Source organism: Kribbella sp. C-35, assembly GCF_046549195.1.
In the GTDB taxonomy this organism is placed as follows: Bacteria; Actinomycetota; Actinomycetes; order Propionibacteriales; family Kribbellaceae; genus Kribbella.
In genome coordinates this window covers 1653836-1672647 of sequence record NZ_JAJPWG010000001.1, presented here as the reverse complement: position 1 = coordinate 1672647, position 18812 = coordinate 1653836, and the positions used below count along the sequence as shown (strand labels likewise).

General features: G+C 67.0%; 24 protein-coding genes and 1 tRNA gene. 10 read left to right on the top strand and 15 right to left on the bottom strand.

The window, feature by feature from the left end; genetic code table 11:
• The first annotated feature begins 602 nt into the window (after nt 1–602).
• The 4 genes from ACLJOO_RS08490 to ACLJOO_RS08475 all read left to right on the top strand — a co-directional run bounded on the left by ACLJOO_RS08490 (nt 603) and on the right by ACLJOO_RS08475 (nt 2278).
• Nucleotides 603–678, top strand: a tRNA-Thr gene (locus tag ACLJOO_RS08490).
• Nucleotides 679–887: 209 nt separating this feature from the next.
• Nucleotides 888–1067 (top strand): hypothetical protein, encoded by a 180-nt coding sequence (locus tag ACLJOO_RS08485; protein WP_410786308.1) that lies wholly within the window; start codon nt 888–890, stop codon nt 1065–1067.
• A 15-nt stretch (nt 1068–1082) separates the two neighbouring features.
• Complete coding sequence (locus ACLJOO_RS08480; RefSeq protein ID WP_410786307.1) at nt 1083–1271, top strand: hypothetical protein; 189 nt, start codon at nt 1083–1085, stop codon at nt 1269–1271.
• Nucleotides 1272–1813: 542 nt separating this feature from the next.
• Nucleotides 1814–2278 (top strand): DUF4395 domain-containing protein, encoded by a 465-nt coding sequence (locus ACLJOO_RS08475; protein WP_410786306.1) that lies wholly within the window; start codon nt 1814–1816, stop codon nt 2276–2278.
• Between the two features lie 505 nt (nt 2279–2783).
• On the opposite strand, the gene ACLJOO_RS08470 is transcribed toward ACLJOO_RS08475, so the two are convergent.
• The 7 genes from ACLJOO_RS08470 to ACLJOO_RS08440 form a co-directional block, all read right to left on the bottom strand.
• Complete coding sequence (locus tag ACLJOO_RS08470; RefSeq protein ID WP_410786305.1) at nt 2784–3497, bottom strand: 2-phosphosulfolactate phosphatase; 714 nt, start codon at nt 3495–3497, stop codon at nt 2784–2786.
• Between the two features lie 261 nt (nt 3498–3758).
• On the bottom strand, nt 3759–4328 hold the full coding sequence (locus ACLJOO_RS08465; RefSeq protein WP_410786303.1) for a DinB family protein: 570 nt from the start codon (nt 4326–4328) through the stop codon (nt 3759–3761).
• Nucleotides 4318–4629 (bottom strand): hypothetical protein, encoded by a 312-nt coding sequence (locus tag ACLJOO_RS08460; RefSeq protein ID WP_410786301.1) that lies wholly within the window; start codon nt 4627–4629, stop codon nt 4318–4320. Before ACLJOO_RS08460 ends, ACLJOO_RS08465 begins: the two co-directional genes overlap by 11 nt.
• Nucleotides 4580–5149 (bottom strand): NUDIX domain-containing protein, encoded by a 570-nt coding sequence (locus ACLJOO_RS08455; protein WP_410786299.1) that lies wholly within the window; start codon nt 5147–5149, stop codon nt 4580–4582. The genes ACLJOO_RS08460 and ACLJOO_RS08455 overlap by 50 nt, the downstream gene beginning before the upstream one ends.
• Before the next feature lie 48 nt (nt 5150–5197).
• Nucleotides 5198–5743 carry a GNAT family N-acetyltransferase gene (locus ACLJOO_RS08450; RefSeq protein WP_410786298.1) on the bottom strand — a complete coding sequence of 182 codons (546 nt, stop codon included), beginning with the start codon at nt 5741–5743 and terminating at the stop codon, nt 5198–5200.
• A gap of 22 nt (nt 5744–5765) precedes the next feature.
• On the bottom strand, nt 5766–6167 hold the full coding sequence (locus tag ACLJOO_RS08445) for a hypothetical protein (protein ID WP_410786297.1): 402 nt from the start codon (nt 6165–6167) through the stop codon (nt 5766–5768).
• 8 nt (nt 6168–6175) lie between these two features.
• Complete coding sequence (locus ACLJOO_RS08440; protein ID WP_410786296.1) at nt 6176–6535, bottom strand: YciI family protein; 360 nt, start codon at nt 6533–6535, stop codon at nt 6176–6178.
• 152 nt (nt 6536–6687) lie between these two features.
• Here ACLJOO_RS08440 and ACLJOO_RS08435 point away from each other — a divergent pair, with 152 nt between their 5' ends.
• A complete protein-coding gene (locus tag ACLJOO_RS08435) occupies nt 6688–7242 on the top strand; it encodes a GNAT family N-acetyltransferase (RefSeq protein ID WP_410786295.1) in 555 nt (184 codons plus the stop codon).
• Nucleotides 7243–7354: 112 nt separating this feature from the next.
• On the opposite strand, the gene ACLJOO_RS08430 is transcribed toward ACLJOO_RS08435, so the two are convergent.
• Nucleotides 7355–7825, bottom strand: a complete 471-nt coding sequence (locus ACLJOO_RS08430; RefSeq protein ID WP_410786294.1) for an NUDIX hydrolase — start codon at nt 7823–7825, stop codon at nt 7355–7357.
• 60 nt (nt 7826–7885) lie between these two features.
• On the opposite strand from ACLJOO_RS08430, the gene ACLJOO_RS08425 reads away from it, so the two are divergent.
• The gene (locus tag ACLJOO_RS08425) at nt 7886–8467 is read left to right on the top strand and encodes a DUF664 domain-containing protein (RefSeq protein WP_410786293.1); all 582 of its coding nucleotides are present in this window, start codon (nt 7886–7888) and stop codon (nt 8465–8467) included.
• An 85-nt stretch (nt 8468–8552) separates the two neighbouring features.
• Here the strand turns inward: ACLJOO_RS08425 and ACLJOO_RS08420 are convergent, their stop codons facing one another.
• From ACLJOO_RS08420 to ACLJOO_RS08405, 4 genes are all read right to left on the bottom strand, one after another.
• Entirely contained in the window at nt 8553–10445 is a 1893-nt protein-coding gene (locus ACLJOO_RS08420; protein WP_410786292.1) for a heparinase II/III family protein, read from the bottom strand.
• Between the two features lie 295 nt (nt 10446–10740).
• Complete coding sequence (locus ACLJOO_RS08415; RefSeq protein WP_410786291.1) at nt 10741–11496, bottom strand: hypothetical protein; 756 nt, start codon at nt 11494–11496, stop codon at nt 10741–10743.
• 55 nt (nt 11497–11551) lie between these two features.
• Entirely contained in the window at nt 11552–12364 is an 813-nt protein-coding gene (locus tag ACLJOO_RS08410; RefSeq protein ID WP_410786290.1) for a GDSL-type esterase/lipase family protein, read from the bottom strand.
• Between the two features lie 221 nt (nt 12365–12585).
• Nucleotides 12586–12960, bottom strand: coding sequence for a VOC family protein (locus tag ACLJOO_RS08405; protein ID WP_410786289.1), 375 nt, complete (start codon nt 12958–12960; stop codon nt 12586–12588).
• Nucleotides 12961–13080: 120 nt separating this feature from the next.
• On the opposite strand from ACLJOO_RS08405, the gene ACLJOO_RS08400 reads away from it, so the two are divergent.
• Together ACLJOO_RS08400 and ACLJOO_RS08395 are read left to right on the top strand one after the other, a co-directional pair.
• A complete protein-coding gene (locus ACLJOO_RS08400; RefSeq protein ID WP_410786288.1) occupies nt 13081–13491 on the top strand; it encodes a VOC family protein in 411 nt (136 codons plus the stop codon).
• 69 nt (nt 13492–13560) lie between these two features.
• A complete protein-coding gene (locus ACLJOO_RS08395; protein ID WP_410786287.1) occupies nt 13561–14085 on the top strand; it encodes a DinB family protein in 525 nt (174 codons plus the stop codon).
• Nucleotide 14086: 1 nt separating this feature from the next.
• Here the strand turns inward: ACLJOO_RS08395 and ACLJOO_RS08390 are convergent, their stop codons facing one another.
• A complete protein-coding gene (locus ACLJOO_RS08390; protein WP_410786286.1) occupies nt 14087–14575 on the bottom strand; it encodes a carboxymuconolactone decarboxylase family protein in 489 nt (162 codons plus the stop codon).
• Between the two features lie 167 nt (nt 14576–14742).
• On the opposite strand from ACLJOO_RS08390, the gene ACLJOO_RS08385 reads away from it, so the two are divergent.
• On the top strand, nt 14743–15627 hold the full coding sequence (locus tag ACLJOO_RS08385) for an RNA polymerase sigma-70 factor (protein ID WP_410786284.1): 885 nt from the start codon (nt 14743–14745) through the stop codon (nt 15625–15627).
• A gap of 3 nt (nt 15628–15630) precedes the next feature.
• Here ACLJOO_RS08385 and ACLJOO_RS08380 read toward each other — a convergent pair whose 3' ends face one another.
• Entirely contained in the window at nt 15631–17046 is a 1416-nt protein-coding gene (locus ACLJOO_RS08380; RefSeq protein WP_410786282.1) for a serine hydrolase domain-containing protein, read from the bottom strand.
• A gap of 69 nt (nt 17047–17115) precedes the next feature.
• Here ACLJOO_RS08380 and ACLJOO_RS08375 point away from each other — a divergent pair, with 69 nt between their 5' ends.
• Entirely contained in the window at nt 17116–17739 is a 624-nt protein-coding gene (locus tag ACLJOO_RS08375; protein ID WP_410786281.1) for a hypothetical protein, read from the top strand.
• On the opposite strand, the gene ACLJOO_RS08370 is transcribed toward ACLJOO_RS08375, so the two are convergent.
• Nucleotides 17740–18705, bottom strand: coding sequence for a 2-hydroxyacid dehydrogenase (locus ACLJOO_RS08370; RefSeq protein ID WP_410786280.1), 966 nt, complete (start codon nt 18703–18705; stop codon nt 17740–17742).
• Nucleotides 18706–18812: the final 107 nt, after the last annotated feature.

Sequence of the window (18812 nt, the reverse complement as noted above, 5' to 3'; positions counted from 1 at the left end):
GGGTTTGGAATCCGGTCCGCAACCATTGCACACCGGCGATGGCCCGTATTCGGGCAAAAGAAAAGAGCCGCCTGCTGCCGGTACCCGGCTCAGACGGCTCCTGGAGGTCTCCCAGTCGGAGATCACCCAGGCGGGCCGCCCATGCACAGGCTGAGCTGGTGGTAGTAGGTCTCGTCGCCCACGGATCGCAGGCACGCCGACAAAGCCACGCGGCCGGGCCGCCAGGCTTCGTTCAAGATGTCCGTTCCGTACACGATCTTCTCCTCAAGGTCTTGGTCTTGCGGGAATTAGTCTCACCCACCACCGACGCCTAAGTCAACGCATTTCCCAAAACAATCATTCCCCCACAATTCCGTCACCCCTCCGACGCACACCGGCCAACACAGGTTCCGGTACGCCGCCGCGCCGTGCCCCGTCTCGCCCCGGTTCCGGTACGCCGCCGTGCGCCCGTTCCGCCGTACGACGCTGCTCGCCGCGGGCGCACCGCAAACACCCGTCCACCCGGTGACCCCCACCCCGGCCCCGCACCCCGCCGTACGCCTCCCCAAGGAACCGATTCGGAATCCTCCCCCTCCTCCCGCTACACTCTTGCCTCGGCACCCGCCGCCTTAGCTCAGTCGGCAGAGCGTCTCACTCGTAATGAGAAGGTCGTCGGTTCGATTCCGACAGGCGGCTCCACCAACCCCCAGGTCATGACCTGGGGGTCTCGTGTCCTCGGGGAACCGCGGTCGACCCCATGCGCACGCTCCGTAATGCGCCTCACCGTGCTCGGACACGACCTGAACGCCTAGGTGTGGAACAACGTGGAGGTCTTCACGGGAACGGGTTCGGGGTGCAGCCTGGGGACCAGGCGCCAGTTGAGTACCGGTATCCGCGAGGAGAGCCCGTTGAGTATCGAGCTGAACCACACGATCGTGCACGTGAAGGACCGATGGGCCGCTGCTCGCGATGTCGGCGAGGTACTCGGTCTGCCGGAGGCGAGAGCGTACGGACCGTTCGCCGAGCTGAGGTTGGACAACGCGGCGAGCCTGGACTTCATGGACACGGAGGGCGAGATCCATGGCTAGCACTACGCCTTCCTTGTGAGTGAGGAGGAGTTCGACCTCATCCTGGGTCGCCTGCGGGACGACGGCCGCCGGTGGTGGGCCGACCCCTTCAAGCGCCAGCCGCAAGAGATCAACCACGGCGACGGTGGCCGCGGCCTCTACTGGGAGGGCCCTGATGGGCACTGGCTGGAGATCCTCACCCGCCCGTACGGCAGCGGCAACTGATCTTCGAGCCGCCGCCTGCCATAGGGATACCGCAACACGGCCTGGATGAGCTGCGTCATTCCGCCGCGTACACGTCCGACCTGGACTGCCGGCCTTCGCTTACCGAATCTGCCGCGATCTGCGCCTTCGACCGTCGCAGATCACGGCGGACGATCGTCGCGCATCACCCGACGGAGAACGTCTAGCTCGGCGCCTTGTGATCCGACAACAGATCCGCGACACATGTTCGGCACCTGATGTGCGACACATGGCCTAGGAAACTGAGGGGTTGGCGGTCCGTGGCCGCTGACCGTTGATGCTACGCACGGCTTGGGTGGTGCTGTGGCGCACGACCAGGTCGTCGTTGCCGGGCAGCTCGATGGCCAGGGTCGTCTCGGACACGAGCACGGTGCGAGAGCGGGCGCCTGCACCGCGGTCTTGCCTTTTGCGGGCTCGCATCCGGCGGCGCCCTGGTTCAAACACTGGTCCGAGCAGATGCAGGTGTGGGCCGAGTATCCTGACCTGCATCGGACTAGCTGGCATCTCACTCTCCGGAGAACCACATGCGCGGCACCAGTAATGGCGCGTGCCCGCTCCGCGCCCATGTCGATCCGCGCCTCTTGCGATTCAGCGCCGGGGCCACAGCGAGCGTGCTCGCCGTCGTGCTGCTCATCGTTGACGTTGCTCGACCATTGGGTCTCGGCCTGCTCGCCTCCCAGGTCGCCGTGTTTGCGTTCACCGCGTTCGTGAGTTTTCAGTGGTCGTTGTGGGCGCAGATCTTCGCCCGTGTCATCTGGCCGCGGATCGGAGCGCCAGCCGAGTTGGAGGATGCTCGGCCGCCGAGATTCGCCCAATTCGTCGGCTTCGTGTTTACCGGTCTGGCGCTGACCACCTTTGTACTCGGCGTCGATGTCGCCGGCTACGGCCTCACCAGTCTCGCCTTCGGCGTGGCAGCCCTCAACGCATCCACCGGGCTGTGTTTGGGCTGCAAGGCCTACCATCTGATCCGCCGACCGAAACCGGCCTGAGTCTGGTCGACCGCGAACCCCACCACATGTCCAGGCGCTGCTCTACCACCGACAAGACAGCCAGTGCCAATCCCGGCCTCCTGAGTCACCGACGCCCCACGGAGACGTCGAACCCAGACTGGCCGAACCAGTGACTGTCGCAGATCACTTGGCGGATGGGTGTCGCACATCAGTCGACGGAGGACATCTAGCTCGGCGCCTCGTCTGCCGGATTGACCTCTTAAGAAATCAAGGGCGCGCCTTCGGCGCGCCTCCCGCGCGGGGTGGGCGAGCCCATGCGGCCTGCCGGCCGAACCTCGCCCACCCCGCGCGGAGACGGACCCGGCACATCTTGTGCGCAGAGGCACTCTGCACGTCCGAGTCCTGGCGTCTGATCGCCGGTTAGCCCCGCCCCCTGGCCGCTCGATTGTCCGGCCACCACGACCCACGTCAAGAGCGCTTCGCGTCCTACGGATCGGCAAGCCGACTCTTGACGTGCGCCGCGCTGGCCTGGGTTTGGCAGCTATCAGGGGGACGGTGCAGGTGTGGCGTCGAGGTCCAGGTGAGTCGGCCGTAGCACCATCTGCGAGAGCTCCCTTGTAGCCGACATGACGAATGGAAACCTGTTCAGATCTAGGCAAAGGTCCACGTCGTCTGGATGAATGCCGCGGTATCCGTGCCGTGCGCCTTCGGCCAGCTTGCCAGCAGCGGTCGAGTTCCTCGCGCGCTCGATGTAGGGAGCTGCATCCAGTTCCGGAACCGCAGTTCGCTTGGCGATGTACTCGGCGCATGCCAGGTCCTCCTCGGCTTTGCCGTCGTCACCGGTGACAACAAACGTCACCTCGTCCGGCTTCTGATCGAGAAGGAAGCCGGCCGTGGCCTCGGCTACGACAAAGCTGGCGCATAGGACCATTTCGGCATCGGCCACCGAGAGTGCGCCAACAGTCCCTGCCGTCGTCTTCTGCACGATGGTGCGCCCTCCCAAGTCGCGTGATCGCAGCAGCGCAGGGGAGTTCACTAGGTCAAAGCCGGGTAGCGGCGCTCCATCCTGCAAAGCCAGCCAGTCCGGGTGACGAGCCTTCAAGTCGCGTGCGGAATCCAATGTCTCCGCAAAGACAATCCTCTGCGCACCGCTCGCGAACGCCCAGGCCGCCACCGTGAATGCCCTCATCACGTCGATGACGACAGCTAGCTTGGGGACCTCATGCACGTCAGCGATCCCAATGAAGTTCGAACGCATCTACACATCATGCCGGATCGGGATGGTCGCCGCCCCGAAATCTGGCTTGGGGAGGCTCCGCCTGCCGTACCTGTCGGGCCTCCGCGTCTGCTAACAACCTTGCTAACAAGACGGCAGACGGGGGTAGACATCTGTGGACCGGACCGCGCCGGGACGGGCGCACCGGAGCCAATCGTCTCGTGCCGTGGACGCCGGTCGCGGCACTCGCAATGAGAAGATCGTCGGTTCGATTCCGACAGGCGGCTCCACCAGACCCCCAGGTCAGAGGCTACTTTCTGGCGCTGGGGGTTCTCTTTCGAGGTCGTGCGTGGTGCGGGCCTGCTTGGTGAGGGCGTCGGTGAGTAGATCGAGGTGGCCTACGTGGCAGGCCGTCTCCTCGAGCATGTGCACCATGACCCAGCGAAGTGTCACGGGGCCCTTCCCGAATGAGGGGCGGGGCGCGGTCGTGTCGAGTGTGGGAAGCCGGCTGGTGACCTGGCGGCTACGGGTGCAAGCCGCCCGGTACAGCGCGGCAATCTCTTCGACTGTGTCGTCGGCCGCGGACTCGAACGTCCACTGCGGTTGGGTGGCGAGCGGCGCCGACGCCCACGGGTCAGGGAGTTCGCCGCCTCCGACTCGTGCGATGAACCAATGATCTTCCATGTGTGCGAGATGCTTCACGATCCCACCCGGCGTCAGGTCTGTAGCCGGGAGGCTTTTCGTTCGCGCCTGCGCGTTCGTCAGCCGTTCGAGGCGCGAAAGCGCCCGGCGACGGTACTGATCGAGGAACTGGCTGAGCGTGGTGCGCTCATCGGCGTCGAGGTCTGGGTATCTCTCAGCGTCAGCGCTCATTCCGTCCTGAATCCCTCTTGTCGGTTCCAAGCACTGCGTCGAGCCGATCCGGCCAGTCTTCGTGGCCCAGGTCGGCGCCCATCAAGGCGTCTCTCCAGTCCGACTTGGCGAGGGCGACGTACTGCTGGAACCGGTACCAGTTGCCGGCTGTGCGGATCACGAGTGCAGCGTGGATGCGTTCGGGGTCTTGGCCGCCGATGACCTGCTCGGGCAACTCACGAAGTTCCGACAGGACCCTCTCCGCGCTGCCCTCAGGAAACTGGCGGTTGATCCAGCGGGTTAACCGCGGACTGATCTCCATGAGCATGATCCTCGCGTACGACGGGTGCCGAGGTACTCGCAACGCCGGGTGGAACGCCGTTCTCCAGATACACGGCTTCCGGAGTCCGTCGGCTCCTGACACCGGCTGCGACGCGTGCGAACTGTTCTGGGTCGAGGAGGTGCCTGGCCTCGTCGAGTGTGACGAACCTGGAGGAGGTGACCTCTGTCGGCTGGAGCACGATCCGGTCGATGTCGGCCGGTGCCAACACCCCGCCGTCGAACAGGAACGCGACGATCTCAGTGAAGTCTCCTGCCTGCGGTATCCAATCCACGGCGAGGAGGCTGCCAGGCTCCACCAAGAGGCCTATCTCCTCTTGGACCTCGCGCTGAGCGGCGAGGCGCGGTGACTCGTCGCGTTCAACCATTCCGCCGGGGATGTCCCAGGTCGGCTTGTAAGGGGGCTTGAGCACGAGCAGCCGGTTCGCTTGATCCGTGAACAAGCAGTCCGCCGCCATCCGTTTGGTGGCGAATCTGGCGGTGAAATGAACGTCATCACTCACGCTGCCAGCCAACCACAGCTCGCGTACCCGTCTGCTGGCCCGGGTCTGTCAGGCGTGGGGTGGGGTCCAGAGGCCTAGCCACTGTTCGGCGTCCCAGGCTTCGTAGCGGGCTGCTTCGGTGAAGCCTAGTTTGGTTGCGAGGCGCATCGAGGCTTGGTTGGCGGACTGGGTGGTGAGGACTACTGGTTCGTTGGGGCGGGCGGTGGTGAACCAGGTGAGGGCGGCGGTGCAGGCTTCGGTGGCGTAGCCGTGGCCCCAGGAGGTCGGTAGGAAGAGGTAGCCGAGTTCGACCGACGCGAGGTCCGGGCGGACCTGGTCGGGGTGGTTCGGGTCGCGCGTGTAGAGGGTGACCATGCCGATCGTCGCTCCGTCGAGGTCGACGACGAACAGGCCGGTACGGCGTCGTGGTGCCTCCGGCATCGTGCCCTCGAGATCGTCGCGGGACTGCGCGCCGCCGATGTACGTGCCGACCTCCGGAGAGGCGAGCAGCTCGATGATCGCCGTACGATCGCGCGCCTCGGGCTCGCGCAGCACGAGGCGCTCGGTCTTGATCGGCTCAGGCGGCCAGGCGACGGACTCGAGTTCGGTCTTCATCGCCGCCAACAGTATCTGCGGTTCAGTCCCACCAGAGTGTGACAAGGCGAGACGATGGCGGTACGTCGATCTCCCGCAGCGGAGGTACTCCGTGCCACCAGCTGTCGCCCGGCTCTTCCGGATCCAGCGCACCAGCCCAGGAACGGACGTCGTCCGGCGACGCTGTCGTCACGACGTAGACGTGATCGCTGAACGGCCACTCGTCCGCGTCCATCACCTCGGTGATGCCGACCCAGACGCTCTCGACCTCGGGACGGTCCCGGATCGCGCTGAGCACTTCGTAGAAGCGTGCGGGACCCGGGTGATCGGCCAGGTTGCAGCCGATCGAGGCGGGATCGTCGTTCCCGTCGAAGAACAGCTCGAGGTCGACGACAGCTTCTGGGCCGGCCTGGGTGGTGATTTCCTCGTGGAGGTCGGGAAGCATCTCTCAGCTCATTCGATCAGGTCGGGGTCGTGCAGGAATTTACGCACGTCCTGGGGGCAGCGGCAGGCGGCGGCGATTTTGGCGGCCCACTGCAGGGCCTCTTCGCGGGTCGGGACGTCGACGGTCATGAAGCCGCCGATGAGTTCCTTGCCCTCCAGGTACGGGCCGTCGGTCACCAGTCCGTCGGTGCCGACCACCGCGTGTTCCACGTCGCCGTCGTCGTAGCTCAAACCGCCGCCGAAGCGGAACACGCCGGCGTCCTTCGCCTCCTGACACACCGCGTGCGAGGCCTTGCCCACCTCGGGGAAGTCCTCCTCCGGGATGTGGTCCATCGCGCCCTTCTCGAACGAGATCAGGTACCGGGGCATCTCACCACTCCTCGTCTCGGCGCCCATCCTCGGGCCGCCGCTCACCCCTGCAACGAACGGCCAACCCAGGATCCGACAGGACACCCGCAGAATCTCTCGAAGTCGGCCACAGCCCAGTCAACCAGGCCGGCACTGCGTGGTTGAATGCGCGGATGGAGGCGCACCCGGTTGACCAGGCGCGGTGGGACGACCTGGTCGAGCTGTTCGGCCCGAGCGGTGGGACGCGGGGATGCTGGTCCATGGCCCGCCGGCTGCCGGCATCAACTGTTGCCGCGAACGGGAGCGCCGAGAACCGCGCCGCACTTGAGGGTTTCGTCGACGCCGGTGTCCCGGTCGGGCTCATCGGGTACGTCGATGAGCGCCCGGCGGTCTGGTGCGCCGTCGCCCCGCGGACGGAGTACTACGCGATCGTCCACTCGCGGACGCTGCCGATCGACGAGCCCGAGGACGAGACGATCTGGGCGATCAACTGCCTGTTCGTGAAGGCCGGGTACCGCGGGCAAGGGCTGACGTCGCCGATGGTCGACGCGGCCGTCGAGTACGCGAGGAACTCGGGCGCGCGGATCGTGGAGGCATACCCGGTGAAGGCGATGCCCGGTGACCCCGGCCGCGGCGTACTCAGCACGTTCCTCGCCGCCGGTTTCACGACGTACGCCGAGGACCGTACGACGGCCAAACGCAACGTCGTCGTACGCCGAACGCTGTGAACACCGCCCAACACCGAGCCGAACGCGCCGCTCGCGCCGAGGCCCGCCTGCGGACGGGTTCGCAACCGCGACTGGCTAGGCGATCGCAACATTTACGAACGCACCGGCTGGCTCACTCGTCCCAGCTCCACGTCTCGCCGTACAGAGTGAATCCCCAGTCCCGCCCGCGGATGCCGTACGCCAGGTAGTCGACCGCGGGTACGGCGATCGGCGGGTACGGCATCTTGCCCAGGAGCAGTACGGCGTCCTCGACCGGAACCCACCGAACCTCCAGCACCGACCCGTCCGGGTCATCGACCGCGAACGCGGGATCGCTCACGTCCACGACGTAGTTCCACGACCGCGACGTCACGCGACCGTCGGCCGTCGTCCGCGTCGTCCACACCAGCTCGAGATCTTCCGCCGCGGCGACCAGCCCCGACTCCTCGCGCAGCTCTCGCACCGCGCCGTCTGCCGGAGTCTCCCCGTCCTCGACGGCCCCGCTCGGCAGGTTCCAGTACGGCGCATCCCAGGCCTCGTACTGCTCCCGGACCACCGCGACCATCCCGTCGTACCGTGCGATCACACCCGCGTATCGCTGCATGCGGTCGAGTATTTCAGGTTCCGGAAGAAGAGCGTCCGGAATCGGATCTACCGTGCTGCCATGAGTGAAAGTACATGGGTGTCGCCGTGGTGGGAGCCGCCGTTGGCGGGGAGTGATGTCGAGCATCTGGTCGGGGCGCTGGACCGGTTGCGTACGACGTTCCGGTACAAGGTCGACGAACTGGACGCGGACGGGTTGAACACGCGGATCGGGGCGTCGTCGATCACGCTCGGCGGGTTGCTGAAGCACCTCGCCGCGAACGAGGACTACCTGTTCGACGTGAAGTTCCAGGGGAAGCCGATGAGCGGGCCGTGGCTGGAGAACGGCTGGCGGGACGACAACGACTGGGAGTTCAACTCCGCCGCCGACAACACGCCGGCCGAGCTGTACGCGTTGTGGGACGGCGCGGTCGCCCGGTCCCGGGAGACCTTGACGGCGGCGATCGCCGACGGCGGGCTCGACCAGCCGGCCGACATCACCTGGCCGGACGGGCGGCACGCGAGCCTTCGCCGCCTAGTCTGCGACCTCATCGAGGAGTACGGCCGCCACACCGGCCACGCCGACCTGATCCGCGAAGCCGTCGACGGCCGCGTCGGCGAAGACCCGCCCCGCGACTGGAAACCCGTCGGCGCCAAGTCCTGAAGCGGACTGCCACGCAGGCAGAACCCGTCAAAGTCGGCGGAATCCAAGCTCAAAGCCGACTTCTGCCTGCGCGGCGGACCGCCACCTACTTGATCCGCTGCAGAGTCCCGTCCGCCGCGACGCCGATCACCGTCGTGACCCCGTCGACCGTCAGGTTCACGACCATTCGCGAGCCCTGCCAGGACGTCGTGTACGAGACCGTCGCGTTCGTGCGGGTCGGAGCGATCACGGACAGGATGCTCGCGTTCTGCCCGGACCGGTTGAACTTCACCACCGGCGACGGCAGGCGCTTGTCGATCGTCGTGTAGTGCCAGCCCTGGATCGGATCCTGCTGCCCGGTCGTCACCTCGATCGGCGTCGCCGCCTGCTGGAACGGGATCTGCAGCAGCGTCGTCTTCACCTTGTCACCCGGCCGCGCGGCCACCGCGCGGTCGTTGCCGCTGACAACCACCTTCTGGTCCGCGGGCAGATGCCACAGCGTCGAGTACTCCTGCTGCGCGGCCGACGCCCCGCGATCCAGCACCACCATCAGATCGGGATCCTTCAGCACCAGCACGTCCCGCGTCCGGTCGATCCCGGCGCCCGGCGAGTCGTGCAGCTCGTAGAACTCCGACGTCGCCTTGATCGACGACCGCACCAGCTTGGTCTCCGGGTGCCCGGTCGCCGACTTCACGACCATCTCGTTGTGTGCGAACTGGCTCTTCGCCCAGAACCGCCAGTCGTCCACCTTGTACCCGGCGTGCCCGCCGTCGATCAGGATGTCGCGCCCGCGCGAGGTGTACGTGATCGACGTGTGGTCGTTGTGCCCGTGCAGCTTCTGCGACGGCCCGAACCGGATGCTGTACGTCGACTCCTGCGTGAACGGCCGCTTCTCGCCCCATCCGGTCCGCCCGAAGATGTACCCGGCGTCGAAGATCCCGATCCGCTGCGTCGGCCGGATCCCGCGCTCGCCGAGCGTACCGGCGTACTCGAGGACCGTCCCGGTGACGGGTACCGTCCGCACCACCTCGGAGTCGCCGAGCTGCGGCAGGTTCCCGAGCGAGTTGGTCGCCAGCGCGAGCCATTTCGCGAGTTCCCGCCGGCGCGCCGTGATCGTCGTACCGGGGTCGACGCCGCACTTCCGCAGTACGTCGATCGCGCGCCCCCAGAGCACGTAGTTGAACTGCGCGTACGCCGTCGACTGCTCGTTCGTGGACCCCTGCGTGTCGATCGACGTCTTGATCGCACTCGTCAGCCGGTCGGACGCGATCTTCTTCAGATCGTCGCGCTGCAGCGTGCACCCGATCCCGAACAACGCCAGGCTCTCGTCGGTGCCGTGGTTCCAGTCGCCGCTGTAGTTCTTCTGCAGGAACCACGCGTGCTCCATCAGCGCCTTGTCCAGCCACGCGTACGTCAGCGGCAGTCGCGCCACGTGCAGCCCCGACAGCACCGCCTGCCGCAGACAGATCAGCACGTTGGTGCGGTGCATCGTGGACTCGTACGCGCCGACGTCGGACTTCCACGAGTACGGGTTGTCCTTGACCCAGTCGCGCGTGATCGCGCTGACCCGCTGCAGCGCGGCCTTGTCGCCGGCCGCGGCGGCGTCGATTCCTTGCCCCAGCCAACGAAGCGAGTGCAGCCACATGTACCAGCTGGGGTTGTTCGGCGGGTTCATCCGCCAGTTGATGTTCCCCTTACCGTCACCGACCTTGGTCGGCGGCGTCGTACCCCACGTGAATGTGTCCTTGTAGAGGTTGGCGACCGGGTTCGCGTGGTCGATCCCGCTGTACGCCGGGCACGTGTAGACGTTCTGCCGCACCGGTGCCGGCGGCGGGGTCGGCGGCTCGGGCGTGTGGCTCACGGTCGGGTCCGGAGCGGCCTCCGGCTCGGAGCCACCCCACGGGATCATCAGCACGGCGCCCAGTACGGCGACGCTCGCGAGCAACGCGATCGTGAGTCGCAGCGTCGTACTGGACGTGCGGAGATGTCTCGCAGGCATCGTTGGTCCTCCCCGCATACCCGAAGGCATGGCTATTCTGGCCTAGACCTGAATTCGGGTAGGGCGATCCCGGTGACAGAGTCAAGTGGTTGTGTCGGTGAGTACTTCAGAAACGCGGAGCGAGTCGTCGAAGGTTGCACCCGGCATCAGTTCTGCCGGTCAGCTCCTGCCAGGTACGTCGCCATCGGTTCCCCCCCCGAGGTCAGATTGTTTCCTCTACCTCATAGATGTCGTGAGTGGTCCGAAAAGTTGCGCGGATCGGCGACTTCGGTTCCGGATGCCCGGAAGGGCAGCGTCAGTTGGGCCGGATCGCCTGCAGAATCAGGGCGTTCCGCGCGTTCTGGCCGGCCGGCACGGTTGTGTGCCGGCCGTCGCGCAGGTCGGTGTGCAGTCGCTCGGGATTCGCCGCGAGGAACTCGGCCCAATGGACGATCCGCAGATTCGGATGCTGCAGTGCCGCCTGTGCCAGTTGCAGGTTGATCCATTCGCTGTTGCGCTGGTCGGCGACCTGGACCGCGGTCGGTTCATCGGTCCGGGAGACCTGTACGTCGACCCAGTACACGGTCCGCTGCGGGCCGGCGATCCGGAGCGCGCGCTCGACCTGTGCCGCGAACGCGGGCGGGTCGAAGATGTCGTTGGACCCGACCGCCATCACGATCCGCCGCGGGAGGCCGTACTCGCCGGCCCAGGCTGCCATCGCGTCGACCGCGGCGGACGTCGGCTGGCCGGCCCAGCTGTACTGCGCGAACGACGTACCCAGCTGTTGTCCGAGGAGCCGGCCGAGAGCCGCACCGTCCTGTACGGCGATGCTGTCCCCGAAGAGGACCACGCCGTCGGACGCGACGACATGGCGGACCTCCGTGCTGCTCGAGATCACGCGGTTGTTGGCCTGCCAGGATCCCAGCGCACCGGATCCGTAGGTTCCCGAACTGACGACCGGGGCTGCGGCCTTCGCATGCGCGGTCGGCGCTTCGAGATGCAGCAGAGCCAAGAGGAACGCGGTCAGGACCACGATGATGGCAGCCGAGGTCGACCAGCGCTTGATGAACATGCCTACCTCCTCAGCTCTCTTCACGCGGAGGCCGGCCCTCAGGTTGGCACGTCGGTTAGCGATTTCTGATGGCGTCCGCGATCAGTTCGTTGCGGGCGGATCCGCCGGCCGGCTGACTGGTGTGGACGCCGTCGCGGAGGTACTGCGCCGGGCGGTTCGGATGGGACATGAGGAACCCGGACCAGTCGATGATCCGCAGGTTCGGGTGCCGGAGCGCGGCGTCCTGCAGTTGCTGGTTGATCCACGCGCTGTTGGCGAGATCGGCCTGCCGTACGGCGGCCGGCTGCTTGGTGCGGTCGACGTACACGTTCACCCAGTACACCGTCCGGTCAGGTCCGGCGATCCGCAGCGCGCGCTCGACCTGTGCCGCGAACGCGGGCGGGTCGAAGATGTCGTTCGTACCGGCCGCCATCACGATCCGCCGCGGCAGACCGTAGCTGCGCGACCACTCTTCGAGCGCGTCGACCGCTGCCGACGACGACTGCCCGGACCAGTCGTGGAAGGCGATCGAGTCGCCGGTGCGATCCGCCAGCAATCGCTCGAGCGCCGCACTGTCCTGGACTGCGATGCTGTCGCCGAACATGAAGACCCCGTCGAACGCGAGCACCTCGCGGATCTGGTCCTCAGGACTGATCCGGTGGATCAGCTTCTGCCACGGCCCGAGTGTGCCCGATCCGTAGCGCCCGGGCCCGCTCGACGGAACGCTGTACGACCCGCCGACCGTGGTGTCGGCGCTCGTCGACCGGGGCTCGAGTACGACGAGCACGCCGCCGAGCAACGCCACTACGAGCAGCGTCACGACGATCGCGACGACCGACCCCAGGAACGCCCGCAGCGCGGATGGCTTCCTGTGATGCGCATGACCCACCTGTTGCAACATTTCGACGCCCCCCAGTCTCCGTCGCCGTGTCCCTACACCGACATGACGCGGTGACCCCCGATTTCGCTGCATGCTCCTACCCCCAACACCCCGGAGCGAACCCCCCGGTTCCCCACACCAGGATCCCCGAAGACCCCAACCCTGGACAGGTTGCGGCCGCGAGTGACGGGACGTGGGCGTTCGATCACGACGGGTGGAGGTTGCAGAATTCAGCCGGCGCGCTCCGCGTCGCTGCGTTCGACGCAGAACTCGTTGCCTTCGAGGTCCTTCATCGTGACCCAGCCGCGGCCGTCCGGGACCCGGTGGTCCTCATGGATCGTGCCGCCGAGCGACAGGATCCGCTCGACCTCCTGGTCCCGGGTACGCTCCGTCGGGCCCCAGTCGAGGTGCACCCGGTTCTTCACGGTCTTCCCTTCCGGGACCGCGATGAACAGCAGCCCAGGGATCGGCGCCGGCGCCTGCACCAGGACCTCGTCGTCTCCCGGTACGTCGCCGTCAGCCACCGGCCAGCCGGTCACGGTACTCCAGAACTGCGCGAGCTTGTAGGGGTCTCCGGCATCGATCGTGATGTGTCGCAGATTCATTCGGAGACCTTAACCGGACGGTCGGTTTCAAGGGGTCGCGAACTGTCGGCGGCCGGGTCTACTGTGCGGGACATGGGCGCCGGGCCAGAGGGTCCGGCCGATTGGGGGAAGGACAGTTCGATGGCATCTCGGCTCAATCCGTACATCCAGTTCGACGGCGACGCGCGTGCGGCGATGGAGTTCTACCAGGGGGTCTTCGGCGGCGATCTGTCCACGAACACCTTCAAGGAGTTCGGCGCCAGCCACGGACCGGACGACGACGAGAAGCTGATGCACAGCATGCTGGAGACCCCGAGTGGGTTCACGCTGATGGCCGCCGACACGCCGCAGGGCATGCCCTACAACCCGGGCGAGAACATCGCGATCAGCCTCAGCGGCGGGGGCGACGAGCTGCGCGGCTACTACGAGAAGCTGTCCGCCGACGGCGGCAAGGTGACGGTCCCGCTCGAGAAGCAGGTGTGGGGCGACGAGTTCGGCATGGTCACCGACAGGTTCGGCATCAACTGGATGGTGAACGTCGAGGCGAGCTGACGCCGTACGTCGTGCCCGGGGACGAAATCCAGTACCCCGGGCACGGCGTACGCGGCTAGCTTGGACCGCATGGGACTCAACGACCTGCTCTTCGACCCCATCCGGCACAACAACTGGGCGACCGGGAGCCTGATCAGGTTCTGCCTCGCCCAGAACCTGACCGCTGAGCAGCTCGAGGTCACCGGCGTCGGCACGTACGGCGGCATTCTCGCCACCCTCGACCACATCGTCCGCTGCGACGGCAGCTACCTGCGCCGGATCGCCGACCGGCCTCTCGAGTACGTCGACAGCGAACCGGCGACCGACCTGGAAACGCTGGCCACCTGGAACGCCGAGGCCGGCGCCTTGTGGGAGTACTTCCTCACCCAGCCGTTCGACGTCGAACGCGTGATCATCGTCGACGACAACACCCGCGGCACCCGCGCCGGCATTTTCGTCGCCCAGGCGATCAACCACGCCAACCACCACCGCGAACAGGTCTGCGCCATCCTCACCGGCATGGACATCGAGCCGCCCGACATCCAGGCCTGGGAGTACGCCTGGGAGACCGAGCGCATCTGGGACCTTCCGGCCCCGGCCGCCGCGTCGGAGTAGGTCAGCCGTTGACCGCGGCCGCCATCAGACCGGGTTCGTAGGAGCCGCCGAGCTGGTTGAGGGTGACGGCCATCCGATTGGTCGCATTGATCATGGCGATCAGCGTGACCAGCCCGATCAGCTGGTTCTCGTCGTAGTACTTCGCTGCGCGGGCCCACGTCTCCTCCGAGACGCCTTCGGACGCGTCGGCGAGCCGGGTCGCCTCCTCGGTCATCGCCAGCGCGGCCTGCTCCTCCTCGGTGAACACCGTCGAGTGGCGCCAGCCGGCGACCAGGTTCAGGCGAGTCGTGGTCTCACCCTCGGCGGCGGCCTCCTTCGCGTGGATGTCGATGCAGTGTCCGCAACCGTTGATCTGACTGGCCCGGAGCATCACCAGGTTCTGGGTCGCCGCCGGCAGGCCGGTCTGCTGCAGCAGCGCGTGGACCGCGAACAGCCGCTTCGCCAACTTGGTGCCGAGCTCGTTCTGCATCAGGTCGATACGGGGTTCCATCGTCGTCGTCCTCACTCATGGGATCTACTGGACGAACACGAGATGCCGCCGGCGCGACTCCCGTGACGATCTGACGACGTGACGAGCGCCATACCGCCAGAGGTGTCACAGAATCCGGCCGAGCGGCATCTGGTGGGTGACCTACGCGCGGACGAGGAGACCAGCACATGACCGGTACGGACCGGGCCACCGAGGCCTTCGTTGCCCATCGCAACCTCCTGTTCACCGTCGCCTACGAACTCCTCGGCTCGGCCGCGGACGCCGAGGACGTCCTGCAGGAGACCTGGCTGCGCTGGGTCAAGGTGGACCTCGACACGGTGCAGGACCACCGCGCGTACCTGGTCCGGATCGCCAGCCGCCAGGCCCTCCAACGCCTCCGCACCCTCGGCCGCCGCAAGGAGTCGTACGTCGGCCCGTGGCTTCCGGAACCGCTGCTCACCGCGCCGGACGTCGCCGAGGACGTCGAACTCGCCGACAGCGTCTCGATGGCGATGTTGCTGGTCCTCGAAACGCTCAAACCGACCGAACGCGCCGTGTTCGTGCTCCGCGAGGTGTTCGGCCTGGACTACGCCGAGATCGCCGAGGCCGTCGACAAGACCCCCGAAGCCGTCCGCCAGGTCGCTCACCGGGCCCGCTCCCACGTAGCCGCCCGCCGCCCGCGCGGCGTCGTCTCCGCCAACGAGACCCGCCACGCCCTGGCAGCGTTCCAGCGCGCGGTCAACACCGGCGACATCCAAGGCCTCGTCGACATCCTCGCCCCGGACGTGGTCTTCCTGGGCGACGGCGGCGGCGTGGTTCAGGCCCTTCCACGCCCGGTCGTCGGCGCCGAGAAGGTTGCCCGCCTCCTCGCCCTGGCTGTCGAGCGCCTAGCGGAAGGTTCCCTCGAAGTCATCCAGATCAACGGGCAACCCGCGTTGCTGCTCCGCTTCACCGGTGAGGTGGACACCGTGACCGTGCTCCACGTGGAGGACGGCAAGATCGCCGGCCTCTACGCCGTACGGAATCCGGCCAAGCTCGCGCACCTCACGGAAGAGACGATCCTGACTCGCTGAGTCCTAGGAGACGTCGGGCCGGGTCATCAGTGGTGACTGCACATGCAGCACCAGGTTCGGGCCGGTCAGCGGCAGGGTGTTCCACGTCGCCACCGCAGTCCCTGCTTCTACTACCAGGCGGACCCGGTGCGGGGTGGTGATGACGAACAGCTCGGCGACGAACGTCTCGCCCTGCCAGGCGCCGGCGGCAACGACAGGACGACCTAGCGGCGAACTCTCCCGCCATTCGCCGTGACCGACCTCGAATTCGAGGAGCGACCCGAGTCGCAGGCGCCATCCACCGGCCACGGGATCGACGGTCACGGTGGTTCCGTCGGGCAGCGGGGAGTCCGCCGCGGTGCCGTCGAGCATCGCCTTGACGGAACGGTCCGGGGCGGCCGAACCCTGTACCGGTGTGAAGGACAACTGCCGCAGCCGCTCGGCGAGTAGTTCGTCGTCCTCGGCGTTTCCCGCCTTATCCAGGCTGGGCAGCAGACAATTCCAGAACAGGCCGGGCAGCGCGTGTTCCTGCTCGATGGAGCCGGTCACGACGATCACCAGATCGTGAGCCGGAGCAACTACGCAGTACTGACCGAACGCGCCGTTGCCGTGGTAGCCGTGCTGCGACATCCAGAACTGGTAGCCGTATCCGTACAGGAAGTCGGGGTTCCGCCTCCAGTTCGGGAGGGGGAGGGTGTCGATGTGCCGGCTGGTGGCCAGCTCGACCCATTCGCGCGGGACGAGTTGGCGGTCGCGCCAGACGCCGCCGCGTAGCAGCAGTTCACCGAACGCGGCGACGGCCTCGGTGGTGAGGTGCAGTCCGTGGAATCCGAACGCGGCGCCGCTCGCCACTCGGTCCCATTCGGCGTGGTCGATGCCCATCGGCTGGAAGATGCGTTCGTCGAGCAGCTCCGGGAGACCGCGGCCCGTGACGAGTTCCACCATCCGGGCCAGGATGAACGTGGTCGAGTTGTCGTAGGTGTGTTGGGTGCCCTCCGGCGCGGCAAACGGCGTACGGAGGAAGCCCTTCACCAGATCGCCCGGTTCCAGTCGCCAGGCTTCGTCGAGGCTGTCCTCGGCGTGGCCGGCCGTCATGGACAGCAGGTGGTGAACGGTGATCCGGCGTCCCTGCTCCGAGACGTCATCCGGAACGTGGTCGGGCAGCACGTCGACCAACCGGTCGTCCAGCGCGAGCAGCCCGTCAGTGATCGCGAGGCCGACCGCGATCGAGGTGAAGGACTTGGTCAGCGAGTAGAGCAGGTGCGGGCGTTCGGCGGAGTACGGCGCCCACCAGCCTTCCGCGACGACGTGACCGCGACGTACGACCATGATCGAGTGACACTCGACGGCTTGTGCTTCGAGCTCGTCCAGCAGCTCGATGATCGAACGGGCCGACACACCTGACGCGGCGGGCGTCGAGCGCGGCAACAGGGCACGCATCCAGAAACCCTAACAACGCTGTGGGACGGTAGGCCTGTGCTTTTTCTGTCCCAGTTGCCTCGTCGGTGGGTGACCATCCAGGTTCCCGGCACGTCCACGGAGCGAATCCTCGCCACGTACGTCGGCTACGACGAACTCCCGCCCGCGCCCGCCGACGTCGCCGACCTCCAATGGCTGCGCGACGCGCCCCGCCATCCCGAGGACTACCTGGCGAGCGCTTCCTCCGACGCCGTCAGGGATCTGTCGGTGCAGGCTGTGGCCGATCTGCTCGGGGACCGCGCCACCGTGCCCGACGACTTCGCGCGATTCCTGGATGAAGGACTCCGCGACCGCCTGAGAAGCGCCACCGACTCGTACTTCGACCTAGGCGACTTCACCGTCGCCGTCGAAGGCGGCCGCCTCCTGCACCTGATCTCAGACTCCCAATGGGTCTACCACTGGCTCCTCTACCTAGCCGACGACGGCACCTCCGCCGTACTCGGCACAACCTCCCCCACCGGCTTCACCCCCGACCCCGACGACGACCGCCAGCAACCCAACGAGTACGTCGTAGTCGCCAACTCCTTCGCCGAATTCACCTGGCGCTGGTGGATGGACAACGAAACCTTCTACCAAGTTGCCGTCGAGAAAACCCCACTGACCCCAACCCAACAGTCGTACGTCGCCCAGTACGGCCCCCCGATCTCGCTGTGACTACAGCTGTTTCAGGTGGGTGGATTCGGGGACCGGGGTTACGGGAGTGCCTTTGGTTAGGTAGGTGGTGAGGTTTCGGACTACTAGGTTGGCCATGGCCTCGCGGGTGGGGATGGTGGCGGAGCCTACGTGGGGGAGGAGGACGGTGTTGGGGAGGGTGAGGAGGTCGGGGTGGACCTTGGGTTCGTGTTCGAAGACGTCGAGGCCGGCGGCGTGGATGGTGTTGGTGCGGAGGGCGTCGACCAGGGCCTGTTCGTCGACCACGGTGCCGCGGGCGACGTTGATGACGATGCCGTCGGGGCCTAGGGCCTTCAGTACTTCGGCGTTGACGAGGTGGCGGGTGGTGTCGCCGCCGGGGATGACGATCATCAGGATGTCGACGTCGGCGGCCATCTCGACGAGCGACGGATAGTACTGGTAGGAGACGTCCTTCGGGCTGCGGTTGTGGTAGGCAACGGTGATGCCGAACGGCTGGACGCGGTCCGCGATCGCCTGACCGATGCGGCCGAGGCCGAGGATGCCCATCCGGCGGCCGTGCATGGTTGCGCGGGTCAACGGGTACGGGCCGCCGCCGGCCCACTTGCCGTCGCGGAGATAGCGCTCGGCCTGCCCCAGCTCGCGGACCGTCATCAGCAGCAGGCCCAGCGCGGTGTCGGCGACCTCGTCGTCCAGGACGCCCGGCGTGTTGGTGACAATGACCCCGCGCTCAGCGGCGGCGGTCGCGTCGATGCGGTCGTAGCCGACGCCGAAGCTCGCGACCAGGCGGACCGCGGGCAGGCGGTCGAGGTACGGGCCGTCGATCGCCGTACCGCCCGTGGCGACGGCGACGATCTCGTCCCGGCGGGCCGCGAGTACGGCGTCCGGGTCGCTCTCCTCCCAGAGCCGGATCAGCTCGCAGTGACCGTCCAGCCCGGGGGCGACGGCTTCGTGCATCGGTCCTGGCATCAGTACGACTGGTAGTCCCATGGCCTCATCTTTGTCGACGGCCGCGACCCGTGCCAGGAACCCGACCAGCATCTGAACCAGAACCGAAGTTCACCCCCGCTTCGCCCGACGCCACTTGCCCCGGCGGC